The 16529-nt window shown below is 72.2% G+C and carries 15 protein-coding genes; 9 read left to right on the forward strand and 6 right to left on the reverse strand.

Translation table 11 applies throughout. The features are described from left to right. The first annotated feature begins 5 nt into the window (after positions 1-5). The 6 genes from C8N24_RS31260 to C8N24_RS31285 all read left to right on the forward strand — a co-directional run bounded on the left by C8N24_RS31260 (position 6) and on the right by C8N24_RS31285 (position 6300). On the forward strand, positions 6-1847 hold the full coding sequence (locus C8N24_RS31260; protein WP_121257660.1) for a TIM barrel protein: 1842 nt from the start codon (positions 6-8) through the stop codon (positions 1845-1847). A 74-nt stretch (positions 1848-1921) separates the two neighbouring features. Continuing rightward, positions 1922-2551, forward strand: coding sequence for a hypothetical protein (locus tag C8N24_RS31265; RefSeq protein WP_121257662.1), 630 nt, complete (start codon positions 1922-1924; stop codon positions 2549-2551). A gap of 183 nt (positions 2552-2734) precedes the next feature. Then, positions 2735-4492 (forward strand): TIM barrel protein, encoded by a 1758-nt coding sequence (locus C8N24_RS31270; RefSeq protein WP_170179548.1) that lies wholly within the window; start codon positions 2735-2737, stop codon positions 4490-4492. Positions 4493-4565: 73 nt separating this feature from the next. Next, positions 4566-5126 carry an FKBP-type peptidyl-prolyl cis-trans isomerase gene (locus tag C8N24_RS31275; RefSeq protein WP_121257666.1) on the forward strand — a complete coding sequence of 187 codons (561 nt, stop codon included), beginning with the start codon at positions 4566-4568 and terminating at the stop codon, positions 5124-5126. Positions 5127-5156: 30 nt separating this feature from the next. After that, positions 5157-5420 (forward strand): hypothetical protein, encoded by a 264-nt coding sequence (locus C8N24_RS31280; RefSeq protein ID WP_147448079.1) that lies wholly within the window; start codon positions 5157-5159, stop codon positions 5418-5420. 25 nt (positions 5421-5445) lie between these two features. Beyond that, positions 5446-6300 carry a DMT family protein gene (locus C8N24_RS31285; RefSeq protein WP_121257670.1) on the forward strand — a complete coding sequence of 285 codons (855 nt, stop codon included), beginning with the start codon at positions 5446-5448 and terminating at the stop codon, positions 6298-6300. Here C8N24_RS31285 and C8N24_RS31290 read toward each other — a convergent pair. Then, positions 6281-7300, reverse strand: a complete 1020-nt coding sequence (locus C8N24_RS31290) for an AGE family epimerase/isomerase (protein ID WP_121257672.1) — start codon at positions 7298-7300, stop codon at positions 6281-6283. The genes C8N24_RS31285 and C8N24_RS31290 overlap by 20 nt on opposite strands. A gap of 38 nt (positions 7301-7338) precedes the next feature. Here C8N24_RS31290 and C8N24_RS31295 point away from each other — a divergent pair, with 38 nt between their 5' ends. Continuing rightward, positions 7339-8907 carry an MDR family MFS transporter gene (locus tag C8N24_RS31295; protein WP_121257674.1) on the forward strand — a complete coding sequence of 523 codons (1569 nt, stop codon included), beginning with the start codon at positions 7339-7341 and terminating at the stop codon, positions 8905-8907. Here C8N24_RS31295 and C8N24_RS31300 read toward each other — a convergent pair. From C8N24_RS31300 to C8N24_RS34460, 4 genes are read right to left on the reverse strand one after another with little or no spacing between them, the layout of a single operon-like run. Further along, positions 8904-10232, reverse strand: a complete 1329-nt coding sequence (locus C8N24_RS31300) for a hypothetical protein (protein WP_121257676.1) — start codon at positions 10230-10232, stop codon at positions 8904-8906. The genes C8N24_RS31295 and C8N24_RS31300 overlap by 4 nt on opposite strands. After that, positions 10229-10900, reverse strand: coding sequence for an ABC transporter ATP-binding protein (locus C8N24_RS31305; protein WP_121257679.1), 672 nt, complete (start codon positions 10898-10900; stop codon positions 10229-10231). Before C8N24_RS31305 ends, C8N24_RS31300 begins: the two co-directional genes overlap by 4 nt. Beyond that, on the reverse strand, positions 10897-11397 hold the full coding sequence (locus C8N24_RS31310; RefSeq protein ID WP_121257681.1) for a PadR family transcriptional regulator: 501 nt from the start codon (positions 11395-11397) through the stop codon (positions 10897-10899). Before C8N24_RS31310 ends, C8N24_RS31305 begins: the two co-directional genes overlap by 4 nt. 32 nt (positions 11398-11429) lie before the next feature. After that, complete coding sequence (locus C8N24_RS34460) at positions 11430-12608, reverse strand: hypothetical protein (protein WP_170179549.1); 1179 nt, start codon at positions 12606-12608, stop codon at positions 11430-11432. Between the two features lie 123 nt (positions 12609-12731). On the opposite strand from C8N24_RS34460, the gene C8N24_RS31325 reads away from it, so the two are divergent. Further along, positions 12732-13478 (forward strand): hypothetical protein, encoded by a 747-nt coding sequence (locus C8N24_RS31325; protein ID WP_121257688.1) that lies wholly within the window; start codon positions 12732-12734, stop codon positions 13476-13478. On the opposite strand, the gene C8N24_RS31330 is transcribed toward C8N24_RS31325, so the two are convergent. Beyond that, a complete protein-coding gene (locus C8N24_RS31330; RefSeq protein WP_121258171.1) occupies positions 13475-14920 on the reverse strand; it encodes an aldehyde dehydrogenase in 1446 nt (481 codons plus the stop codon). The two genes, C8N24_RS31325 and C8N24_RS31330, sit on opposite strands and share 4 nt — an antisense overlap. 84 nt (positions 14921-15004) lie before the next feature. Here C8N24_RS31330 and C8N24_RS31335 point away from each other — a divergent pair, with 84 nt between their 5' ends. After that, positions 15005-16510 (forward strand): GAF domain-containing protein, encoded by a 1506-nt coding sequence (locus C8N24_RS31335; protein ID WP_147448080.1) that lies wholly within the window; start codon positions 15005-15007, stop codon positions 16508-16510. Positions 16511-16529: the final 19 nt, after the last annotated feature.

Below are 16529 nucleotides of genomic sequence, written 5' to 3' on the forward strand. Positions count from 1 at the left end.
GCACCATGAAGGGAATCTCTCGGCGCACGCGTGCGTGTGCCGCGGTGGCGGGTCTCGCGATCTTCGCGAGCGCTGCGTCCGCCCAGGCGCAGACGCGCCCCGAGAAGGTCGGCGACGGCATCCCGACCGGCCAGATGAGCGTCCAGATGTTCAACTACGGCTCGTTCATCCAGCACGGCCTGCGGACGAGCTTCGGCCCTGAGCTGCCGATGAGCGCGGTCTCGGCCGCCTGCGTCGCGCCGGAGGGTCAGCAGACCGGCGGTGGAGCCGTCAACCCGGCCAACACCGCTGCGTGCCACGCCGAGCGCCTCGAGGCGCTCTTCGCCTTCCTGCAGAAGAAGGGCGTCACGAGCATCGAGCTCTTCAGCCACTCCGGCTTCCCGGGGCTGACCGACGCGACGGCCAACCAGAACTACCGCAAGCTGCTCGAGAAGTACGGCCTGCGCGCCGCAGGCTGGCACGGCACCATGCAGACCACGGTCAACCAGGCGTGGCGCGACCGCGTCCAGCAGGCCAAGTGGCTGGGCGCCGACTCGCTCGGCACGGGCGGCTACGGCAGCCCCGGCATCGGCACGTACGCCAACACGCTGCAGACCGCGCAGAACCTCAACGCGCTCGGCAAGTACTCGGTCGAGGCCGGCGTCGGCCCCGTCTACGTGCACAACCACACGGCCGAGTTCGACACCAAGTACATGCACAACGGCTCGATGAAGTCGGCCGTCGAGATCCTCGCCGAGCTGACCGACCCGCGCTACGTGTTCTTCGAGCTCGACGTCTTCTGGTCCTCGGACGCGTTCGACGACGAGACCGGCACGGCCACCGCGACGATCATCAACTCGATGCCCACCCGCATCAAGATGCTGCACATCAAGGACGGCATCAACGTCGCCAACCGCGCCAGCGCGACCGACAGCCGCGCCGGCCAGCCGCGCGCGACCGGCACGGGCGTCGTGGACTTCCGGCCGATCTTCGCCGCGGCGAAGAACCGCGTGCAGTACTACCACCAGGAGCATGACGGCGGCAACATGGCTGACGCCGGCGTCTCCTTCACGAACCTGAAGGGCATCAACACCGCGTCCGTCCCGGCCCTGAGCAGCTTCCCGGCGGGCCCCGCCGCGGCTCCGGCCAACAGCACCAACGCGTTCAAGGTCAACGTCTCGAACACCGGCGACAAGCCGCTCGCGATCACGACCGCGTCGATCGTCGGCGACAACGCCGCCGACTTCACGATCGCCAACAACGGCTGCCTGAACCAGACGCTCGCGGCCGGCACGCTCGCCACCGAGACGGCTCCCGCCGCGCCGCGTGGCACCTGCGAGGTCACGGTCAACTACAAGGCCACGGCCAACCTGAAGAGCTCGGTCGCCTACCTGCAGTTCAACTCCAACGCGGACGACGCCACGGAGAAGGTCCTGCTCACGGGTCAGACGACGAGCGCCTACGTGGCCGACGGCACCGTCGGCGGCTCGGTCGCCGCCTCGCTCGCGCTCAACCTCGGCCCCGCGCCGACGTTCGGCGCGTTCGTCCCCGGCCTCGCCCGCAACTACGACATCAACATGCCCGTCAAGGTGCTCAGCACCGCCGGCGACGCGAAGCTGACCGTCTCGGACGCGGACACCGTCAACACCGGCAAGCTCGTCAACGGCGCGTTCGCGCTGGCGCAGCCGCTGCAGGTCAACGGCAAGCCGCTCAGCGCCCCGGTCGACGCCATCACCTACACCGGCCCGACCGCCGGCACCGAGGACGCCACGCTGGCCCTGCGTCAGTCGATCGGCGCGAACGACGCGCTCCGCACCGGCACGTACGCGAAGACGCTGACGTTCACGCTCTCCACCACCACGCCGTAGTCATTCCCCTCTAGGGGTCGATCCGAGGGGCGCCGGCCGCGAGGCCGGCGCCCCTCGTGCTATCTGGAGAAGACATGAGGAACCTGCTTGGAGTCCTCGCGCTGGCCGCGCTGCTGGCGGGGTGCGGCTCCGACGACAAGACGGACGAGCCGACGCCGTCGCCCGTCGCGACGGCCGAGGCGGAGGCCGAGGCCGAGGCTCACGGCGGACACGACCTCGACGGATATTCCCAGGGCGTCAAGGACTTCTACGGCGAGCCGCACACGCACGAGGGCGAGGGCGGTGACGTCGAGGCCGAGTACCACCAGCCGCCGCTGCCCCCGGAGACCGCGCTCGGCGGGCCGATCACGCTGACCGGCTCCAACATCGGCGTGCGGATGGTGCTGACGCCGACCAAGCTCGGCCGCGAGGGCGACTTCACGGTCGTCGAGCTGACGGCCGAGAACACCGGGATCGCGAACTTCGAGGGCGCGTTCCGCAACGCCGAGGTCACCTACGACGACGGTGAGACCAAGCCGGTCGCCAAGGGCGAGCAGGCCGACTGCTCCAACGGCTGGGACGCCGACTACCTACGCATCGACACCTCGGCGAAGGTCGAGGGTTGCCTCCTGTTCCCCCGATCAGGTTCCGCGCGGCCCGAGCGCCTCCGGCTCGCGCTCGAAGACGTGCCAACTGAAGCCGGCGGCATCTGGAATTTGGGCTGAGCGGCCGAGTTTCGACCGCGCGATCCTTACATGAGAGTAAGGTGAGACCAAAGGCGCGGACCTTTGGATGTCATGTAACGCAAAAGTCGGTTGACTCCGACTCGGAACCTACGCTACCGTAGGCCACGGGTTGTCACTGGGCTCTCGTCCATGTCGCTGAGAGCCCTCCAGAGGAGGAGTCATATGAAGGGAATCTCCCGGCGCGCTCGCTCGTGCGCCGCGGTTGCCGCGACCGGTGTCGCGGTCCTCGCCACGTCCACGGCGGCGCACGCGCAGCGTCCCGCCAGCATGGGCGAAGGCCTGCCGGTGGGCCAGACCGGCATGCAGATGTTCAACTTCAGCCGCTACATCAGCGGCACCCCGGCTGAGCAGAAGGCCAAGGTCGAGACGATCTTCCAGATGCTGCAGTCCAAGGGCATCCGCGTCGTCGAGCCGTACAACCTGCACGGCATGACCGCCACGGAGTTCCGCGCGCTGGCCGACAAGTACCAGCTGCACATCGTCGGCCGTCACGGCACCGCGTTCACCGACGCGAACACGCAGGAGAACATCGACAACGGCAAGACGCTGGGCCAGCAGTTCGTCGGCTCGGGCGGCACCGCTTCTCCGGGCCAGGGCACGTACGCCCAGACGCTCGCCACCGCGGCGCAGCTCAACCGCTCGGGCAAGCGCTCGGTCGAGGCCGGCACGGGCAAGGCGTACATCCACAACCACACGGCCGAGTTCGAGACCAAGTACGACGTCAACGGCGTCGTCAAGTCCGCGTGGGAAATCCTCATGGACAACACGGACCCGCGGTACGTGATGGCCGAGGTCGACGCCGGTTGGGCGACTGACGCGCCGGTCGACGTGGTCGACCTGCTCACGCGCTACCGCACGCGCATCGAGATGATGCACGTCAAGGACCTCACCAACGTGGCCCCGGCCGGCCGCTCCGGCCAGCCGGTCCAGCTCGGCACGGGCGAGATCGACTACGGCCGCATCTTCGCCGCCGCCAAGAACAGCAACGTCAAGTGGTACCACTACGAGCTCGACCCGCCGAACGTGGCGACGTTCGACCCGATCCAGACCGCGAAGAACTCGTTCGACGCCGTCCGTGGTGCCGCCGCCCCGGCCCTCTACGCCTCGTCGCCGACGTTCGGCAAGGAGCCGGCGGCCCCCACGGGTGTCGGCACCGCCGCCCCGGTCGGCATCAAGGTCGAGAACCTGGGTGACGCTCCGCTGAACATCACGGCCGTGGCCGTGGCCGCCCAGACGGGTGAGCCCACCGGCGCGACCGGCTCGCAGTCGGACTTCACGGTCACCAGCAACACCTGCACCACCGGCGCCCTGGCTCCGGCCGTCGTCGGCCAGGACGCGTCGAGCTGCACGGTGTACGTGCGGTTCAACCCGCGTCGTGCCGGCACGACGTCGATCGCCCGCCTGCAGTTCACCTCGAACTCGGACGCGGCGACCAACAGCATCCAGCTCGTCGGCACCAGCGGCGCGGCCTACGAGGCCCCGATCTCCGTCGGTGGCGAGGTCCCGAGCACGATGGCCCTCGACATCACCGGTCCGGCCCCGTCGTTCGGCGTGTTCCAGGTCGGCGTCCAGCGCGACTACACGTCGACGATGGCCGCCGAGGTCACGAGCACGGTGCCGAGCACCACGCTGTCCGTCGTCGACCGCGGCACGGCTTCGGCCGGCCACCTGGTCAACGGCACGGCCGCGCTCCAGGCCCCGCTGAAGATCCGCGCGAACAACGCGGGCAGCACCACCAACGCGTTCACGGCGCTGCCGGAGACCTCCGGCACGGCCCTGCCGCTGCTCACCTACGCCGACCCGGTCCTGCGCTCCCGCGCGGACCTCGGCTTCCAGCAGACGATCAGCCAGAACGAGACGCTCCTGCGCGGCTCGTACGCCAAGACGCTGACGTTCACGCTGTCCAGCACCACCCCGTAAGCAACGGCCGCTAGGCCACTACCTTGGGAGCGCCGGTGACACCTCGTCGCCGGCGCTCCCTGTCTTTTCAGAGATGAAGCTTCGACTCACCTGCGCCGCCGCGCTTTCCGCCCTGCTGCTTGCGGCCTGCGGCGACTCCAAGGAACCCGCCGCGTCCACCCCGGCGGCCTCTGCTCCGGCCGAGGCGACCGCGACGCCCACGCCCTTCATCGAGAAGGTGACCGGCGACCCGACCCCGATGCCCGAGGTCACGCCCTCCGGCAAGGACGAGCCCAAGGTCACCAAGCCCGAGAGCGACAAGGCGCCGACGGAGCTCGTGGTGCGCGACCTCGAGGTCGGCACGGGCGACGAGATCACGCCGGGCAAGCTCGCCGCGGTCGACTACAAGGGCTGGCGGCTGGACGACGGCGTCGTCTTCGACTCGACGTGGGAGAAGGGCGGCAAGCCCTTCCAGTTCATCTTCGGCGCCAAGCAGGTCATCGACGGATGGGACCAGGGCCTGAAAGGCATGAAGGTCGGCGGCCGCCGCCAGCTGGTCGTCCCGCCCGACCTCGCGTACGGCGACCACGGCCAGGCCTCGATCCGGCCGAACGACACGATCGTCTTCGTGATCGACCTGCTCGCCGTCAACTGAGCGCCCTGGGCGCGCTCGAGCCTGTCGCTCATGGGTAGCGTGAAGGTGGTGTCCGGCCTCACCTTCCTGCGCTACGTCCTCCCCGCCCTGCTCGTGATCGCCGGCTTCGTCTCGCTCTTCGTGATCGAGGACGACATCCGCTGGGACCTGTGGGCGATGCTCGTCGGCTCCGGCCTCGCGCTCCTGCTGCTCAACGTGCTGTTCCGCTACGGGGCGAAGGGCGACAAGGAGCGCGAGGACGAGGAGTCGGCGCGCGAGTACTTCGCGCAGCACGGCCGCTGGCCGGACGACTGACGCGGCGCTCGTACCCTGTCTCGCCGTGCCGTTCTCTGTGCAGCTCGGACTCCTGTGCGCGGTCCTCACCGCGCTCGGCTCGATCGTCGGGTTCTTCCTCAAGCACAAGGGCGCGCTGAAGGCACCGCTCGTCGACGCGCGGCGGCCGATCCACAGCACGATCCAGCTCTTCAAGTCACCGATCTACACGCTCGGCTGCGTGGTGGCGACGACGTCGTGGGGCTTCCACGTGGCCGCGCTCGCGCTCGCGCCGATCAGCGTCGTGCAGTCGGTGATCGCGGGTGGCCTCGTGCTGGTCACGGTCGTGGCCGACCGCTTCTTCGGGCACCACGTCACCCGGCGCGAGTGGATCGGCGTCGCGCTCACCGCGGCGGGGCTCGCGTTCCTGGCGGCGACGCTCGAGGGCACGACCGACGAGGCGCACTCGAACTACGACGCCTGGGTGTTCGGCGTCGTGCTCGTCGGCACCACGCTGGCGGCGCTCATCCTGACCGCTCGCTCGGGCACGAACGGCCCCGCGCTCGCCGTGTCCGCGGGCCTGCTGTGGGCCGGCAGCGACATCACCATCAAGGCGGTCACCGGGCACTCCGCGGTCGACGTGCTCAGCGTCGCGTTCGCGGTGATCATCGTCGTCTGGTCGCTGGTCGCGCTGCTGATCTCCGCCAAGTCGCTGCAGCTCGGCCCGGTCGTGCCGGTGATCGCGTTGACGAGCGCCACGGCGAACGTGATCACGATCGCGGCCGGCCCGGTGATCTTCCAGGAGCCGCTGCCGGACGACACGGGCGCGCTGCTGCTGCGGCTCGCCGCGTTCGCGCTGGTGATCACCGCCGCCGCGATGACGCCGCCACCGGGTTCGACGCTCAAGAACCAGCCGGCCTGAGCGAGGCGCTCACCGCGCCGAGCGCGTGGTACACGTCGGGCTTGCCGTCCCAGATCGTCGAGGCCGGACGGTTGTCGGCGTCGAGCTCGTGCCACCACGACCCGCCTTCGCGGTCGATGAAGTGCTGCTCGGCCAGCGCCCACCAGGCGCGCTCGAAGTCGTGCTCGCCCAGCGCCGCGGCGGCCGCGATCGCCTCGCACAGCACCCAGTGCAGCCGCGCGCGGACGACCGGCCGCCCGTCGAAGTCGACGGTGTAGACGAACCCGCTGCCGTCCCAGCCGTCGTGGATGGCGCCGGAGAACAGCCGGCGCGCCGCTTCCTCGAACCCGAGCGAGTGCGCCAGCCGCGCCCATTCGAAGCCGTGGCCGGGCGTGACGCCGTACGGTCGGAAGCGGTGGGTCGGATCCTCGCGGTTGTAGTGCGGCTGCGGACGCCAGATCGGGTCGTAGTGCTCGACCACGCGCACGCCACCGGTCAGCAGCTGCGTGATCCGGCGCGCGCGATCGAGCCATCGCTCGTCGCCGGTGGCGATCATCGCCTCGACGCCGTGCATGTTCGCGTTCGCGCCGCGGTAGGCCTCGACCCGGCTCCAGTCGCGCGAGCGCACGTCCGACAACGCACCGAAGTGCTCCTCCCAGAAGTAGGTGTCGAGCACCTCCAACGCCTCTCCCAGCAGCGCCGCGTCGCCCGCCGCGGCCGCCGCCAGCACGACGAAGACGTGCTCGTACGCGAGCTTGTCCGACGGCTCGCCGGCGACCGAGAACCAGCCGCCGTGCTGGGCGTCGCGGAAGTCGGTGCGCAGGGCGTGCAGGCCGGTCTCCACCAGCTCGCGCTCGCCGGCCATCGCGAACACGTAGGTCATCCGCGTGTTGATCCACAGCTCGCGGCCGCGCGCGAGGTCGAGCGATCCATCGGTGCGCAGCCAGCCGAAGCCGCCGTCCGGGTGCACGGCCCCGCGCGCGAAGGCGAGCAACCTCTCGCGCTCACCGATCAGATCCATCGGGTAGACCTTAAGGCACGTCCGCTCCCGACAACACGTTGACGGGTCGGGCGCTCGTCCCGGTCTTCGCCGCGCTGATGCTCGGCATGTTCCTGGCGGCGCTCGACCAGACCATCGTCTCGACCGCGCTGCCCACGATCGTGGGCGAGCTCGGCGGGCTCGAGCACCTCTCGTGGGTGGTCACCTCCTACCTGCTGGCGACGACGGCCTCGACGCCGCTGTACGGCAAGCTCGGGGACATGTACGGGCGCAAGCCCGTCTTCCTCGTCGCGATCGTGATCTTCCTGGTCGGCTCGATGCTCTCCGGGCTCAGCCAGACGATGGGCGAGCTGATCGCGTTCCGCGCGGTGCAGGGCCTCGGCGCGGGCGGGCTGATGGTCGGCGCGCAGGCGATCATCGCCGACGTCGTCCCGCCGCGCGACCGCGGCCGCTACATGGGCCTGATCGGATCCGTGTTCGCGGTCGCGAGCGTCGCCGGCCCGCTGCTCGGCGGGTTCTTCGTCGACACGATCTCGTGGCGCTGGGTGTTCTACGTGAACCTGCCGATCGGCGTGATCGCGGTGCTGATCATCGTCTTCCGGCTGCACCTGCACACGCCGTCGCAGCGCCACGCGATCGACTACCTCGGGGCGACGCTGCTGACCGCGGGCGTGAGCGCGATCATCCTGCTCACGACCTGGGGCGGCAACGAGTACCCGTGGGGGTCGGCGACGATCGTCGGGCTCGGCGCGGCCGGCGTCGTGCTGCTCGTCGCGTTCGTGTTCGTGGAGGCCCGCGCGGCGGAGCCGATCATCCCGCTCAGCCTGTTCCGGTCGGCGGTCTTCAGCGTCGCCTCGTCGCTCGGCTTCCTGATCGGCCTCGCGATGTTCGGCGCGATCACGTTCATCCCGCTCTTCCTGCAGCTCGTCTACGGCGTGTCGCCGACCTCGTCCGGCCTGCGGATGCTGCCGCTGATGGCCGGCCTGCTGAGCGCGAGCATCATCAGCGGCCGCATCATCAGCAAGGTCGGCCGCTACAAGGCGTTCCCGATCGCCGGCACCGCCGTGACCGCGATCGGCATGTTCCTGCTCTCGCGCCTGGAGGTGGACACGCCGCCGTGGCTCGCCTCCGTCTACATGCTCGTGGTCGGCATCGGCATCGGCCTCGTCATGCAGGTGCTCGTGCTCGCCGTGCAGAACTGCGCGCCGCCGAAGGACATCGGCGTCGCCACCAGCGCCGCCACCTTCTTCCGCTCGATGGGCGGCTCGCTCGGCGTCGCGCTGTTCGGCGCCGTGTTCGCCGCGCGCCTGAGCCACGAGCTGACCAAGTTCCCGCCCGAGATCGCCGCGCGCTTCAGCGGCGGGCTGAACATCAGCCCGGACGAGGTGCACAGCCTGCCGGCGGCCGTGCAGACGGACTTCCTGGAGGCGTTCGTCAACGCCCTGCAGCCGGTGTTCCTCGTCGGCGCGGCGTTGACCGCGCTCGCGTTCCTGCTCTCGTGGGCGCTGAAGGAGGTCCCGCTGCGTGGCTCCGCCGGGCCGCCCGCGGAGCTGGCCGCCGAGCAGGCCGTCGTCGGCGGCACCGGCTCGGAAGCGATCATCGAGCCCGAGGCGGGCACCCGCCGCTAGGCCGCGCGCAGGTTCTCCGGGTCGATCGCGGCGCGGATCAGCGGTCGCAGCACCCGCACCGCGGCCCGGGTGACGAGGGCGAAGGCCAACCACGCGACGACGGCCACGCCGGCACCGGTCAGGAACGCGCGCCCGATGTACGGGATCACCTCGGAGTCGGCGCCCGCCGCGATCACCAGCAGCGCGCCGTAGCCGAGCAGCGCGCCGACCGTGAACGCGGGCGCGGCCGTCGCGAGCAGCTGCCGCCGGAGCACGCGCGCGAGGCCGCGCTCGTCGAGGCCGAAGACCGCCAGCGCGGCGAGCGGCCGGCGCGCGGCGAGCAGGCCGTCGGCGGTGCCGAGCAACAGCCCGAGCAGCGCGACCGCCACGGCGACGAGCATCGCTCCGGCTGCGAGCGCGAAGCCTCCGAGGTAGTACGCCATGTCGTCGGACGAGTCCTCGATCCAGAACTGGAACATCGACGCGTCGATGCTGAGCGCCGCCCCGCAGACGACCAGCACGGCGGCGATCCGGCCCGCCCCGCGCGGATCCGCGCGAAGGCGCCGCGCGGCCAGCAGCGACTCGGCGTCGGCGCGGCGCGCGAGGAGCCGCGCGCAGCCGAGCACGAGCCATGGCCCTCCCGCGAACGCGGCGATCAGCAGGCCGAGCACCGCGAGGAGCAGATGGACGTCGGTGTCGCTGCCGGAGCTCTGGGCGAGGCGGACGCTGCCGACGACGAGCGCGACCCCGGCGGCCAGGACGGCGACGCTGAGCTTCCCCGGCCGCGGCGACACGACCCCGCGTGCCTGGAACACCGCACCCGCGAGCGTCCCGGCCAGCGCGAGCCCCGGCACGAGCACGAGCCAGCCGACCGCGTCGAGCGCGTCGGGCTGGTCGACGAGCCGCGCGCCGACCGGCGGCAGCACACCACCGGCGATCCACAGGCCCAGGTACACGGGCGCGGCGAGCAGGGCGCCGAACGCCGCCGCGCGACCGGCCTCGACCGCGGCCACCGCGCGCTGCTCACCCGGCGTGACACCCGCGAGCCGCAGCGCCGACATCCGGTGCTCCCGCGCCGTCGAGCCCGTCCGCAGCGCCTGCACCGAGAGCGCGAGCACCGGCACGACCAGCAGCAACGTCCCGATCACGACCCCACCGCGCGTGCCGTCCTCGAGCACATACGGCGCGAGGTCGGCGTCGTCCCACCCGAAGGTGGCCCGCAGGAGATGGATCGCGTGGATCAGCAACGCGCCCGCGACCGCCACGGACCCGGCGACGAGCGCCCGCCGCCGCGCCTCCCCGGGCGCCGACGACCGCGCGAGCCGGAGCGCGGTCCGCGCCGTCACCGGAGTGCCGCCTCGGCCTCGACGCGGCCGTCCCGTAGGCGGACCTCGCGGTCGGCGTGCGCGGCCACCACGTTGTCGTGCGTGACGACCACGAGCGCCGCGCCGCGTTCGCGGGCCGCTCCGAGCAGCAGGGTCATCAAGGCTTCGCCGCCGGCGGTGTCGAGGCTGCCGGTCGGCTCGTCGGCGAACACGATCGCCGGGCCCGTCACCAGCGCGCGGGCGACGGCGACGCGCTGGGCCTCGCCGCCGCTGAGCTCGGCGGCGAGCGTGTCGCGCTCGGCGGTGATGCCGACGCGCTCCAGCCACTCACGCGCGGCGGTCAGCGCGGCGGCCCGGTCGTGACGCTCGAGCAGCAGCGGCAGGGCGACGTTCTCGAGGGCCGACAGGTCCGGGACGAGCTGGCCGAACTGGAGCACGACGCCGACGCTGCGGCGACGCAGCCGGGCGCGGGCCGTCTCGCTCAGCGTCGTCAGCGCTTCGCCGAGCAACGTCACGTCGCCCGCCTGGGGGCGCAGGATGCCCGCGGCGACGTGCAGCAGCGTCGACTTGCCGCACCCACTCGGCCCGGTGATCGCGACGACCTCCTCGGACTCGACGGCCAGTGACACGCCGCGCAGCGCGACGGTGCGCCGGTACGCATGCTCGACACCCCGCAGCTGGAGGATCATCCGATCACCTCCGCCGCACGCTCGAGCCAGCGCAGGTCGGCGTCCAGGTGCGCGACGAGGTGGTCCCGTGCAAGCCGCGCCGCCGGGTCGCGGTCCGGGGCGTCCACCGTCAGCTCACGCATGCGTCGCAGGTGCGCGGTGCGCTGGCGCGTGAGGAACTCGATCGGGCTCTCCCCCGTGCGCAGCGCGGCGATCGTCTTGCGCACGATCTCGTCCGTCGACGCCGTCGCCGCCCCTGCCGGCTCTGCCAGCCAGTCGCGCAACTGATGCTCCCCCTGCTCGCTCAGCGCGTACACGGTCCGCTCGGGACCGCTCTCCGTCCGAGTCTCGACCCGCTCGACGAGGCCGGCCTTCTCCAGCCGGCCGAGCGTCGCGTACACCTGCCCGAACGCCAGCGGCCGCGCGTCCGGGAACCACGCGTCGTGATCGCGCTTGAGGTCGTACCCGTGGGCCGGCCCTTGGCGCAGCAACGCCAGGACGACTTCGTTCGTGGCCACGGGCTCGACTATACACACTGTGAATAGAGGCGCTAGAACGTCGCGAGCCGCAGCACTTCCTCGTTGCCGTCGCCCGTAAGCTCGTTCCACGCCGCAGTGACCGTCCCGCCGGGCGCGGCCGCGAGGAGCAGCTGGCCGTGCACCGTGGTCGTGAGCTCCACCGCCGGCAGCCAGGTCCCGTCCACGGTCAGCTTGCGTGCCCCGACGGCGGACCCCCCGTACCAGCCCACCACGCCGCTGCCGTCGGCGGCCAGCGCCGCCTCGAGCGGTGACTCGCTGACCGGCCCGAGAAGCGTCGTCGGCGCGAACGGCGCCCCCGGCCGGGCGATGCTCGCGCCCAGAGCGGACGGTGTCCGCCGGCCGTTGACCGGGACGGGCGCGGTCGGCAGCGACGCGCCGGTCGTCGTCAGCGCCAGCAGGTCACCGCGCGGCCCGGCCACGAACGCGGCGAGGCCCACGTCACGCGCCGTCGTCAGCTCGACCGGCGCGTACGTCGGGCCGGCGACCATCCGCAGCACCCCCGAGTAGCTCCGCCACGCGAGCACCGGCTGGCCCGCCGGGGTGAGCGCCAGCTCGGGCGGGACGCCGCGCTCGGGCCCGAACGTGCGCTTCGACCATGCGCCGGCGGCCGACCGATGGGCGAGCCGGACGACGTCATCCGGCCTCGTGTAGCCGACGGCGGCGGTTCCGTCCGCGGCCACCTCGACGTCGGTCGGCCAGGCCAGGCCGCGCGTGAGCCGCGCGGTGCGCCCGACGGTGCCGTCGACGGCCACGGCGACCGAGCGGATGGCGTGGGCCCGTCCTTCGGTCCAGACGAGGACCGCCGCGCCCGTGTCGCTGACGCCGCAGCTGAGGTCGTCGGCGTAGGTGCGCAAGCGGGCGACGACCCGTCCGCGCGTCCAGCGTCCGCCGGGCGCTCGCGTCGCCACCCGGAGCTGCGTGCGGTTCGAGCGCCGCGACCGCGACTCCGACCAGCACGCGATCGCCGCGCCCGAGCGCGCGACGTCCAGGTCGTCGAGCGACTCCGTCGCCGGTGCCAGCCGGTGCGGACGGCCGACGAGGCGGCCGCCGCGGACGTCGGCGACCTCCGTGACCCGCTCTTGACGCGTCCAACGGGTCCACGCGAGCACCGGCTGCCCCTGCGCGTCGGCGTCCATGTGGACGCCGCCCGCGAGTGCCCCGGCCACGACGATCGAGGTGACGAAGCTCATCGCGCACCGTCGTCTCCGCGTTCACGGCCGACCAAACACCGGGCGCTTTACGCGCGTTCGCCACACACTCGAATCGAGGCAGCCGGAAGGAAACCGGCACGCTGCGCCGGTTCAATCGCCGACATGCACTGGCGCCCGATCGCTCTCGCCCTCACCCTGCTCGTGTGCGCCGCTCCGGCCGCGCACGCGTCCTCGCTCGCGGACGAGCTCATGCCCGACTCGACCGGCGTCCGCCTGGAGCGGATGGGCAAGCGCGACCTCGCGATGCGCTTCCCGGCGAAGCGCTTGCGCGCGCTCGCGGGCGAGCGCGCGCGGCTGCACTGCGGTGTGGTCGGGGAGCGCGTGGGCCAGTTCGTGGTCGAGCGCGAGGGCGGCGGTGGTGACCGTCGCCTCGCCGCCGGCGACCGCAGCGTCGTCATCCCCGGCTCCGCTCGCTTCGACTTCTGCGCGCTCGCGACGCGCCCGGACGACACGACCAACTGCCTGCCGCTCACCGCGGAGGAGCGCTGGTGCGCCCGCGCGCTGGTGGCACGGACCGCCGCGGGCCGCGGCTACGTCGACCAGCTCGCGCGCACGATCGAGCTGAGCCTCCTGATGAGCTTCGCGGTCGACTCGTTCATGACCGACCCGGCGGACCGCCAGGCGGCGTTCGTACGCGACTTCGGCACGACGCTCGTGGGGATGTCCGATCCCGACTCGGCGCTCCCGACCGGCACGGTCGGCTACTGGGCGGGCGAGACGAGCGACGTGTTCGCGGCGACGCTCACCAGCGGTCACCGCATCTTCCTCCGTCGTGACGGCGACGTCTTCAGCACCAACAGCCGCCGGATGCTGCTGCCGGCGCAGGTGCACAAGGTGTCGGTCTTCTAGCCGAGCTGGAACGGGTCGCGGGTGGCGCCGGTGAGCTCGATCCAGACCGTCTTGGTCTCCGTGTATCCGGTGATCGCCTGGATGCCGTTCTCGCGGCCGATGCCCGAGTCCTTGTAGCCGCCGAACGGCGCCGCCGGCCCGACCGCGCGGTAGGCGTTCACCCAGACGGTCCCGGCCCGCAGCGCGCGCGCCATCCGGTGCGCGCGCTGGACGTCGCGCGTCCACACGCCCGCGGCCAGCCCGAACGCCGTGTCGTTGGCGAGCGCGACCGCCTCCTCCTCGGACGAGAAGCGCAGCGCCGCCAGCACCGGCCCGAAGATCTCCTCGCGCGCGAGCCGCATGTCGTTGGTGACGTCGCCGAAGATCGTCGGCCGCACGAAGTAGCCGGGGCCGTCCCCGCGCGTGCCGCCCGCGACGAGCCGCGCGCCCTCGTCCGACGCGGACGCGATCGCCGCCAGCACCCCCTGCAGGTGCCCCTCGAACGCGACCGGTCCCATCTCGGTCTCCGGGTCGAGGGGGTCGCCCATCCGGATCGACGCGGCCCGGGCCGCCAGCCGCTCGACGAGCTCGTCGTGCACGGCGTCCTCGACGAGCAGCCGCGACCCGGCCATGCACGTCTGGCCGGTGGCGGCGAAGATGCCCGCGACCACGCCGTTCGCGGCCGCGTCCAGGTCGGCGTCGGCGAAGACGACGTTGGGCGACTTGCCGCCGAGCTCGAGCGTGACCCGCGCGAGGTGCGAGGCCGCGCCGCGCATGACGGCGCGGCCTGTCGCCGTCCCCCCGGTGAAGGCCACCTTGTCGACGCCCGGGTGCTCGACGAGCGGCGCGCCCGCCTCCCCGCCGAACCCGGTCACGACGTTCATCACGCCCGGCGGGAACCCCGCCTCCTCGAACAGCGCCGCGAACTCGAGCGTCGAGCACGGTGCCTGCTCGGCGGGCTTGACCACCACGCAGCAGCCCGCGGCGAGCGCCGGCGCGATCTTCCACGACGCCAGCAGCACCGGCGAGTTCCAGGGAGTGATCGCCGCCACCACGCCGAGCGGCTCACGCACCGTGTAGACGAAGAAGTTGTCGCGGTCGGCCGGCAGCGTCTCGCCCCCGACCTTGTCCGCCGCGCCCGCGAAGTAGTGGTAGTAGTCGGCGAGCCCGCGCAGTTGGCCCTCCATCTCGCGGATCAGCTTGCCGTTGTCGGTCGTCTCGACGCGGGCGATCGACGACGCGCGCTCGGCGATCAGGTCGGCGAGCCGGCGCAGGAGCTTCCCGCGCGCGACGGGCGTGGTCCGCGACCAGTCGACGAACGCCGCCCGCGCCGCCTGGACCGCGGCGTCCACGTCGGCGGCCCCGGCCCGCGGCACCGTCGCCCACGGCGTGCCCAGGTACGGGTTGACGCTCTCGAAGCGCTCCCCCGAGCGAGCCTCCACCCAGGAGCCCCCGATGAGCATGCGGTAGTCCTTCACCCCGCAACCAGGCTAAGTCCCGGGTCAACATCCTCCACGTATCTGCGAATCCGGTGTAGCCTCACGCTTGTGAGCGAAAACTCGTGGCTTGCCGTCAATGCCGGCACCACGCCCCTCGTGCGAGCGCAGGAGCTGCGCTTCGCGTGGGAGCGGTTCATCGCCGACGACGACGGCGACCCGACGCTCGTGCGGGAGGCGATCACCGACTCGTGGCGTCGCTCGTCCGCCGCCGGTGTGGACCCGCTGGGCAGCCGGCTCGCGCCCGTCGTCGCCGACGAGAGCGAGACGCACGACCGCTACGAGGAGCACCTGCTGCACCGGGCCGCGCCGCTCATCCACGACTGCCTGTCGGCGATCGCGGACGAGGCCGGCTACCTGATCGTGATCAGCGACGCCGACGGCACGCTGATGAGCATCGAGGGCAGCGCGAACATGCGGCTGCGCGCCGCGGGCGACATGAACTTCGCCGAGGGGACGCTGTGGAGCGAGGGCGGCGCGGGCACGAACGCGATCGGCACCGCGCTCGCGCTCGACCACGCGGTGCAGGTGTTCGGCCCCGAGCACTTCTCCGACCCGGTGCAGCGGTGGACCTGCAGCGCGTGCCCGATCCACGACCCGGAGACGGGCGAGGTGATCGGCGTCATCGACCTCACGGGCGAGCTGTCCACCGTGCATCCGCACAGCCTCGCCGTCGCGACCGCCACCGCCCGCGCCGTCGAGGCCAGCCTCCAGCTCGCGCTGCAGGAGCGCGACGCTCGCCTGCACGCACGCTACGGCGCGCGCGTCTCACCCGACCGCAGCGCGCTCGTCACCCGCTCGGGCCGGGCGATCGGGCCGGTGCCGCGCGGCTGGAACGTCCAGGGCCGGCTGGTGATCCCGCCCGGCGGCGGCGAGCTGACGCTGCCGTCCGGCGCGCTCGCGGTGGCCGAGCCCGTCTCCCCCACGCACGAGGCGTTCGTCGTCCACGCGCTGGAGTCCAAGCGCGTGACGAGCATCGCCCGCCCGCTGGTGAAGCTGCGCTTCCTCGGCCGCGACCGCGCCGAGCTGGAGGTCGAGGACCGCACGACGACGTTGCGCCCGCGCCTGGCCGAGATCCTCGCGCTGCTGTGCGCGAGCCCGGACGGGATGAGCGCCGAGCGCCTGTGCGCGGACCTGCACGGCGACGGCGGGAGCGTGTCCAGCGTCCGCGTCGAGGTCAGCCGGCTGCGCAAGCTGCTCGGCCCGTGGATCGACACGGACCGCTACCGGCTCACGTGCGACGTCGAGTCGGACGTGCGCCGCGTCGAGGGCCTGCTCGTCGCCGGGCAGACGCGCGCGGCCGCAGAGGCGTACACCGGGCCGCTGCTGCCCAGCAGCGAGGCACCGGGCATCGTGCGCGAGCGTGAGCGCCTGGACCGCTGGCTCCACCAGGCCGTGATGACGGCCGAGGACGTCGAAGCGCTGTGGGCGTACGTGCAGATCACGCGCGACGACCTCGGGGCGTGGAAGCGCCTGTTGACGCAGCTCGAGTTCCGTGACCCGCGCCGCCCACTGGCGGCCGCGCGTGTCGGCGAGCTGCGTGCAGCGCTCATGTAACGCGCCGGTGGTCAACTCC

The organism is Solirubrobacter pauli (assembly GCF_003633755.1).
Taxonomy (GTDB): Bacteria; Actinomycetota; Thermoleophilia; order Solirubrobacterales; family Solirubrobacteraceae; genus Solirubrobacter; species Solirubrobacter pauli.